General features: G+C 64.9%; 5 protein-coding genes and 1 pseudogene. 4 read left to right on the top strand and 2 right to left on the bottom strand.

What is annotated here, in order from left to right; genetic code table 11:
• Positions 1-245 (bottom strand): DUF4167 domain-containing protein (locus IEX25_RS18070; RefSeq protein WP_188716964.1); only part of this gene is annotated, 245 nt, incomplete at its 3' end.
• A 174-nt stretch (positions 246-419) separates the two neighbouring features.
• Positions 420-662 carry a hypothetical protein gene (locus tag IEX25_RS18065; RefSeq protein ID WP_188716962.1) on the bottom strand — a complete coding sequence of 81 codons (243 nt, stop codon included), beginning with the start codon at positions 660-662 and terminating at the stop codon, positions 420-422.
• A gap of 268 nt (positions 663-930) precedes the next feature.
• Between IEX25_RS18065 and IEX25_RS20195 the strand changes: the two are divergent.
• The 4 genes and pseudogenes from IEX25_RS20195 to IEX25_RS18040 form a co-directional block, all read left to right on the top strand.
• Positions 931-1,473, top strand: a pseudogene (locus tag IEX25_RS20195) (IS701 family transposase); the annotation flags it as partial.
• 132 nt (positions 1,474-1,605) lie between these two features.
• A complete protein-coding gene (locus tag IEX25_RS18050; protein ID WP_188716959.1) occupies positions 1,606-3,144 on the top strand; it encodes an acetolactate synthase large subunit in 1,539 nt (512 codons plus the stop codon).
• A gap of 403 nt (positions 3,145-3,547) precedes the next feature.
• Positions 3,548-4,597, top strand: a complete 1,050-nt coding sequence (locus tag IEX25_RS18045) for a DmpA family aminopeptidase (protein ID WP_229665428.1) — start codon at positions 3,548-3,550, stop codon at positions 4,595-4,597.
• Positions 4,598-4,754: 157 nt separating this feature from the next.
• Positions 4,755-6,380, top strand: a complete 1,626-nt coding sequence (locus tag IEX25_RS18040) for an amidohydrolase (protein WP_229665426.1) — start codon at positions 4,755-4,757, stop codon at positions 6,378-6,380.
• Positions 6,381-6,399 lie beyond the last annotated feature (19 nt).

Below are 6,399 nucleotides of genomic sequence, written 5' to 3'. Positions count from 1 at the left end.
ACATCATGGGCTGGTTTGCCCACGCGAACATAATGCTCGGCCGATTGCAGGAAGGCCTCCGAGGCCACGCGGTCATTTGCAAGCCGCGCTTCTTCCGCGAACTGAAGAAAGCGCTCGACGAGCTGTTGGGCGGTTCCCCGGATCTTGCCCTTTGCGCTTGTGCTCTCAAAGACACGGCTGCCGGGATCGCGCTGTTGCTGCTGCGGGCGGGGTTTACCCGTTCGCCGTCTGTAATGTGGTTTCATGAGCCAGTTTGGATGACGCAGCCGAAATGCAGGGCTGCACCCTGCCGAGATAGGCTGAGGCTGGTTTGTCAGCAAGAAGGGGTTGATGCACGGCAGCTTTTTCCAGGGTCGCTCCAACCAGGGCTGCGGAACGTGAGCGAAGCGAAAAGTCCCAGTGATATGCCTGATGTGAGATCAGTGGTCTGCCCGCATCCGCTTGACCGCAATGTCCCACCAGATGCGTTGGACCACGACCTCGATCTCCTCTGCCATGACGTCATAGCAGCAGAACGCAGACTTTAAGCTGGCCGGCGCCGTCACGATCATCGTGTCCAGCTCCTGCACGCCGTCATCAAGACAGGCGCTGACCCACAGGTAAAGCCGAGTTTCCGCATAGCCCCGCAGGGCAGGATCGGCAGGATCCAGTTTATCTCTCATACGTTCCATCCCTTCGAAGGACCGCGGCATAAGCGATGCAGGTGAGACGGGAAACCATGTCTGTCTGTTCCTTCCGCACCGTCATTCGGAATGGGGCCGACAAGCCCCTGCCGTGAAACTGCCGAATGCCCACTAGGCTGAGACCGGCTCAAGGGCCGGAGCGGTCATTATGGACCGGCGGAGCGAGTCGACGAGAACAGATCCCACGGATCGAGAGACCTCTCACGCATTGCCTTGTTGCGCCTGCCTGTAGTTCTGCAGGAACGCGATGATGTGGGCATCGCATCCGGCGCGTCGGCAGATCTGTCCGATTTATGTCGCCGGGCTTATCGGTCCTGGCGGTCGCAAGAGCATGCAGCCCCTGGCGATGAGAGCAGGTGATGTTGGCTACGACCAGTTGCACGATTTCGTCGCGGCCGGGGTGTGGGATGCCTAGCCTCTGGAGACGGCGCTGCTGGCCAAGGCCGATCAGCTGGCGGGCGGCGAGGACGCCTTTCTGATCGTGGACGACACGGTGCTGCCCAAAAAGGGCCGGCACTCGGTCGGCGTGGCTCCGCAGTATGCGACCGTTCTGGGCAAGAATGCCAACTGCCAGACCTTAGTCTTGCTCACACTGGCCTTGCTTGAGGTGCACGTGGTGGTCGGCCTCAGATTGTTCCTGCCCGAAAGCTGGACCAGTGACCTGTAGCGGCTCGTGCAGGCGCGGGTGCCAGAGGATCGCTGGGCACCGCGCGACCTGACCCGAGATTGCTCTTGAGGCGATTGACCGCATCCGTGCTGCGGCGTGCGCTTTGGCTGCGTTCTGGTGGACAGAAAAAGGCGATCAGGTCGTTTAACATTTCGCGAAAGACCCATGCCAGTCTCTATGAAGACTGCTGGTATCGAAACTATAACCCTTAGGGAGATGCCTGTAGATGCCCGCCCAAACTGGAAAGGATGCCATATGAACGGAGCGGAAAGCGTGGTCCGCAGCCTGCACGCGGCGGGAGCCGAGGTGTGCTTTGCTAATCCCGGAACTTCCGAGATGCAGTTTGTCGATGCGCTTGACCGCACGCGGCTGATGCGGTGCGTGCTGGGCCTGTTCGAAGGCGTGGTGACCGGTGCAGCCGACGGCTATGCGCGGATGGCCCGCAAGCCTGCCCTGACGCTGCTGCATCTGGCGCCGGGCTTTGCCAATGGCGCAGCCAACCTGCACAACGCCCGCAAGGCGCGTACGCCGGTTCTGAACCTGGTGGGTGAGCATGCCGTACGGCACCTGGACTATGACGCGCCCTTGTCGGCCGATATCTCGGGCGCGGCGGCGCCCTTTTCGGACTGGGTCAGGACCGGGACATCGGCTGCGACCCTCGGGCAGGACGCCATGGCGGGATGGGCTGCGGCCTCCTCCCATCCGGGCGCTGTGGCGACGCTGATCCTGCCGGCCGACCTGGGCTGGGACGAAGGCGGCGTCATCGCCCCGCCGCCCGTTGCCGCCGAGCCCCGCGCGATCGAGGAAAGCGCCCTTAGCCAGGCTGCGCAGGCGCTTGGGCCTGGGGCACTGCTGCTGGTCGGGGGCACGGTGTTGGAGGATCCAGCCGCCCAGGTGCTTGCGGCGGGCATTGCGCAGGCCACAGGTGCCACGCTGATGGCCCCGGGATCGAACCGCCGGGTCGAGATGGGCGCGGGCCTGCCCGTCATTCCGCGCGTTCCCTATCCCATCGACCTGGCGATCGAGACCTTGTCGCGCTTCGACCGCGCTGTCCTGGTGGAGGCCGTCGAGCCGGTGGCGTTCTTCGCCTATCCCGGCCGCCCCAGCCTGCTGCTGCCGCCTGGCTGCCGCATCACCACCTTGGCCAAGCGCGACCAGAACGGTCCCGCCGCCCTGGAGGCCTTGGCCGATCTGGTGGGCGCGCGGCCCTGGCAGGGGCCCGATGTAACGCGCCCTCCGGCGCCACAGGCCGGACCCTTGAACGATGCGGCACTGTCGCTGGCCATTGCCTCGGCCCTGCCCGAACGCGCGATCGTCATCGACGAAGGGATCACCCGCGCACGCGGCGTGGGCAGCCTTGCCGCAGGGGCGCCGCGGCTGTCCTGGCTGTCGATTACCGGCGGGTCGATCGGCATCGGCGTGCCCTTAGCGGCCGGGGCGGCAGTCGCCTGTCCCGACCGCCCGGTCGTGGCCCTGCAGGCGGACGGGTCCGCCATGTACACGCTGCAGGGTCTCTGGACCCAAGCGCGCGAGGGGCTGAACGTCACCACTGTGATCCTGGCGAACCGCAGCTATGAAATCCTGAAGGGCGAACTGCTCCGCGTCGGCGCCAATCCCGGCCCTACGGCCTTGGACATGCTGGACCTGCGGCGGCCGGACCTGGACTTCTGCGCCTTGGCCCGCGGCATGGGCGTACCCGCCATGCGCGTCGAGGATGCCGCCGAACTGCACCGCGCCATCGCGGCATCGGTTCTTGAACCCGGACCGATTCTGATCGAGGCGATGCTTGATTAGGCACCGGGGCGGGCACTCTGATCCCTGCCCTTCCTTGGCGGCCTGACACCGCACCGGGCTTTCCATGCGACGCACCCTGAAAACGATCACCGATGCGCAGCTTCTATCATCGCGACGAGGCCCTGCACGTCTCGCAGCAGTTCATGCGCGGGTGGGTTGCGCGGGGCGACCCACAGTCCTGCACGGACCTAAGCCCTACTGGCTGCGGATGATCGCGCAAGCCCTATCCCTGACATGCCTGTCATGGCCAATGATAGTGGCAGATTGATCAAAGACTTGAGGGAAACTGAGTGATAAGGGAGAACGATATTGTATGCCGCTTGCCGGATGTCGTGCACCTTGGATGGCATCAACCAGGTCGGACAACTGTGAACAGGATGGATACCTTGGACGGGACGCAAGGGTGAGACGCAACACCGAGAACTTTCGCCTCGCATGCGGCAACCTGCCGTCGGGCCGGATGAATGGCCTGACAGACGTTCCCGGCGTCTTGGTTGGCCACTGCACCCTGCGTGACGGCGATATCAATACGGGCGTGACCGCGATCCTGCCGCACGGGGGCAACCTTTTCCGCCGCAAGGTGGTGGCTGCCAGTCACGTGATCAATGGGTTTGGCAAGACCGTCGGGCTTGTGCAGATCGACGAACTTGGCGCGATCGAAACGCCGATCCTGCTGACCAACACGCTCTCGGTCGCAGCGTGCAGCGCAGCCCTGATCCGCGATGCCCTGGCGCGCAATCCCGACATTGGCCGCACCACGTCCACGGTCAATGCCGTGGTCGGCGAATGCAATGACGGTCCCCTCAACGACATCCAGGCCATGGCAGTCACCGAAGACCATGCACGGTCTGCCCTGGCGGTAGCGCATGGCGGGCCGGTGGAACAAGGCAGCATCGGGGCCGGCACGGGCATGACCTGTTTCGGGTTCAAGGGCGGGATCGGATCTGCCTCGAAACGGCTGGAGATCGCGGGCGAGGATTTTCATCTGGGCGCGCTTGTCCTGACGAACTTCGGCAATGCGGGCGACCTGATCTTGCCCGATGGCCGCCGTCCGTTGCCCCCGGATCCAGAGGTCAAGACCACCGAAAAAGGTTCCGTCATCGTGGTTCTGGCCACCGATGTGCCGCTGGAACACCGGCAACTCAGTCGGGTGGCCCGGCGCGGCGGCGCGGGACTGGCACGACTGGGCTCGTTCTGGGGACATGGCAGCGGCGACATCACCATCGCCTTCTCGACGGCCAATCCGGTCGATCATGACGAGGACCGGGATATCGTCAGTCGGCGCGTCCTGAACGAGAGCCGGATCGACCTGCTTTTCCGGGCTGCGGCGGAAGCCACGCAAGAGGCTGTCCTGAATTCGATGCTGGCCGCGGACCGGTTCGTCGGCCGGGGCGGAACCCTGCGCACGTCCCTGGCCGATTGGCTGAACGGCGAGGCAGGACGCGCATCCTAAATCGCGGCACAGGCTGCATCACCGTCGAGCCGGGCAATGCCAGACAGGCCAGGGTTCCTATCCATAGCGTGCCTCTGCACGGCAAAATGATGCTTGTTGACAACTGGAAGCATGGCAAGTCCACTCTGCTCAAAATGTAAGAACGGGGGGATGACTGGTGGATACAGCGGACTTGGTGCTGACCGGCGGCGTGGTCTGGTGCGGGCTGGGGCGGCCCAGGGCCGAGGCCTTGGCGATGCGGCAAGGTCGCATCATGGCCGTTGGCACCACGACGGACATGCGCGGGCTGATCGGCACGGACACGCGCGTCATCGACCTTCGGGGGCGCTTCGCGATGCCGGGTCTCAACGACGCGCACATGCATCTGCTGCCGGTCGGCATCGCCATGAACCAGGTCGATCTGCGCCCCGACGCCGCGCCGACGCTGGCCGCGCTGCTGCAGGCCCTGGCGGCGCGGGCAGCCGTAACGCCCAAGGGCGAATGGGTCCTTGGCCGAGGCTTCAACCATTTCCTGTTGGATGTGGAACGCTTTCCACACCGGGACGAACTGGACCGGGCCTGTCCCGACCATCCCTGCTATATCGTGCGCACCGACGGCCATTCCGCGGTGGCCAACAGCCGGGCCCTGGCCTTGGCCGGCGTCGATGAGACGACCCCCCAGCCCGAAGGCGGGTTGATCGAGATTCGCGACGGCCGGCTGACCGGCATGGTCGCCGAGACCGGCCGCGAGGCTTTCGAAGCCGTTTTGCCCCACCCATCGCTTGATGAGATGGTCGACGCGATCGAACAAGCGGGCAACCTGATGCTGAGCCACGGCATCACCTCGGTCATGGAGGCCGCGATTGGCCTGCACGCGGGCTGGGACGAGATGCTGGCTTATCGCCGCGCGCATGCCGAGGGCCGCCTGCCCGTCCGGGTCTATGGCTGCGTGATGGGGGACAAGACCCGCTCCATCCTGCCCCAGGTCATGGCCGAAGGTCTGGCGACGGGCGACGGGGACGAGATGTTCCGCATGGGGCCCGTCAAGATCTTTACCGACGGCAGCGCGGGATCGAAAACCGCCGCGATGACGGTGGATTACATGGGCGATCCGGGCAACAAGGGCCTGCTGTGCATTCCCGACCAGGAAGAATTGAATGCGATGGTACGCCAGGCCCATGAGGCGGGCTGGCAGATGGGCATCCACGCGATCGGCGATGCTGCCATCGAAGAGGTCCTGAACGCCATCGAGGCCGCGCAGGACGCCAACCCTGCCCCAGACCGCCGCCACCGGATCGAGCATTGCGGCTGGCTGCGCCCCGACCAGATGGACCGGATGGAGCGGCTGCATGTCGTGCCAGTCTCGCAGGCCTCGTTCCTTTATTGGTTCGGGGACAACTACGAAACCGTGCTGGAGGCCGACCGCATCGCGGCCTCGCACCCGTTCCGCACATGGATCGAACGGGGGCTGCATCCCTCGGCTTCCACCGACTGCCCGGTCACCGAGATCGACCCGCGCGCCGTGATCTACAACCTGGTGACCCGCAAGACCCGCACGGGAAAGCTGTTCGGGCCGGAACATCGCCTGTCCATCGACGAGGCGCTGCACGCCTATACTTGGTCATCGGCCTATGCCTCGCACGAGGAGACGCTGAAGGGCCGGCTTGAACCGGGACAACTGGCCGATATCGCCGTCTTCGACCGCGACCTGACTGCTGTCGCCGCCGAGGCGCTGCTGGAGGCGGTCTGCGAGATGACCTTGCGCGGCGGAGAGGTCGTCTATCAGAGGACCGATCACCCTTGAGCGGCCGCTACATCGCTTG

The organism is Paracoccus acridae, from assembly GCF_014642735.1.
In the GTDB taxonomy this organism is placed as follows: Bacteria; Pseudomonadota; Alphaproteobacteria; order Rhodobacterales; family Rhodobacteraceae; genus Paracoccus; species Paracoccus acridae.
Note: the sequence above shows the minus strand (reverse complement) of the source record. Positions and strands in the feature narration are given on the sequence as shown.

Coding starts and splice junctions, on each gene's coding strand:
- IEX25_RS18065 (WP_188716962.1), bottom strand. CDS start 662: ATGAGAGATAAACTGGATCCTGCCGATCCTGCCCTGCGGGGCTATGCG.
- IEX25_RS18050 (WP_188716959.1), top strand. CDS start 1,606: ATGAACGGAGCGGAAAGCGTGGTCCGCAGCCTGCACGCGGCGGGAGCC.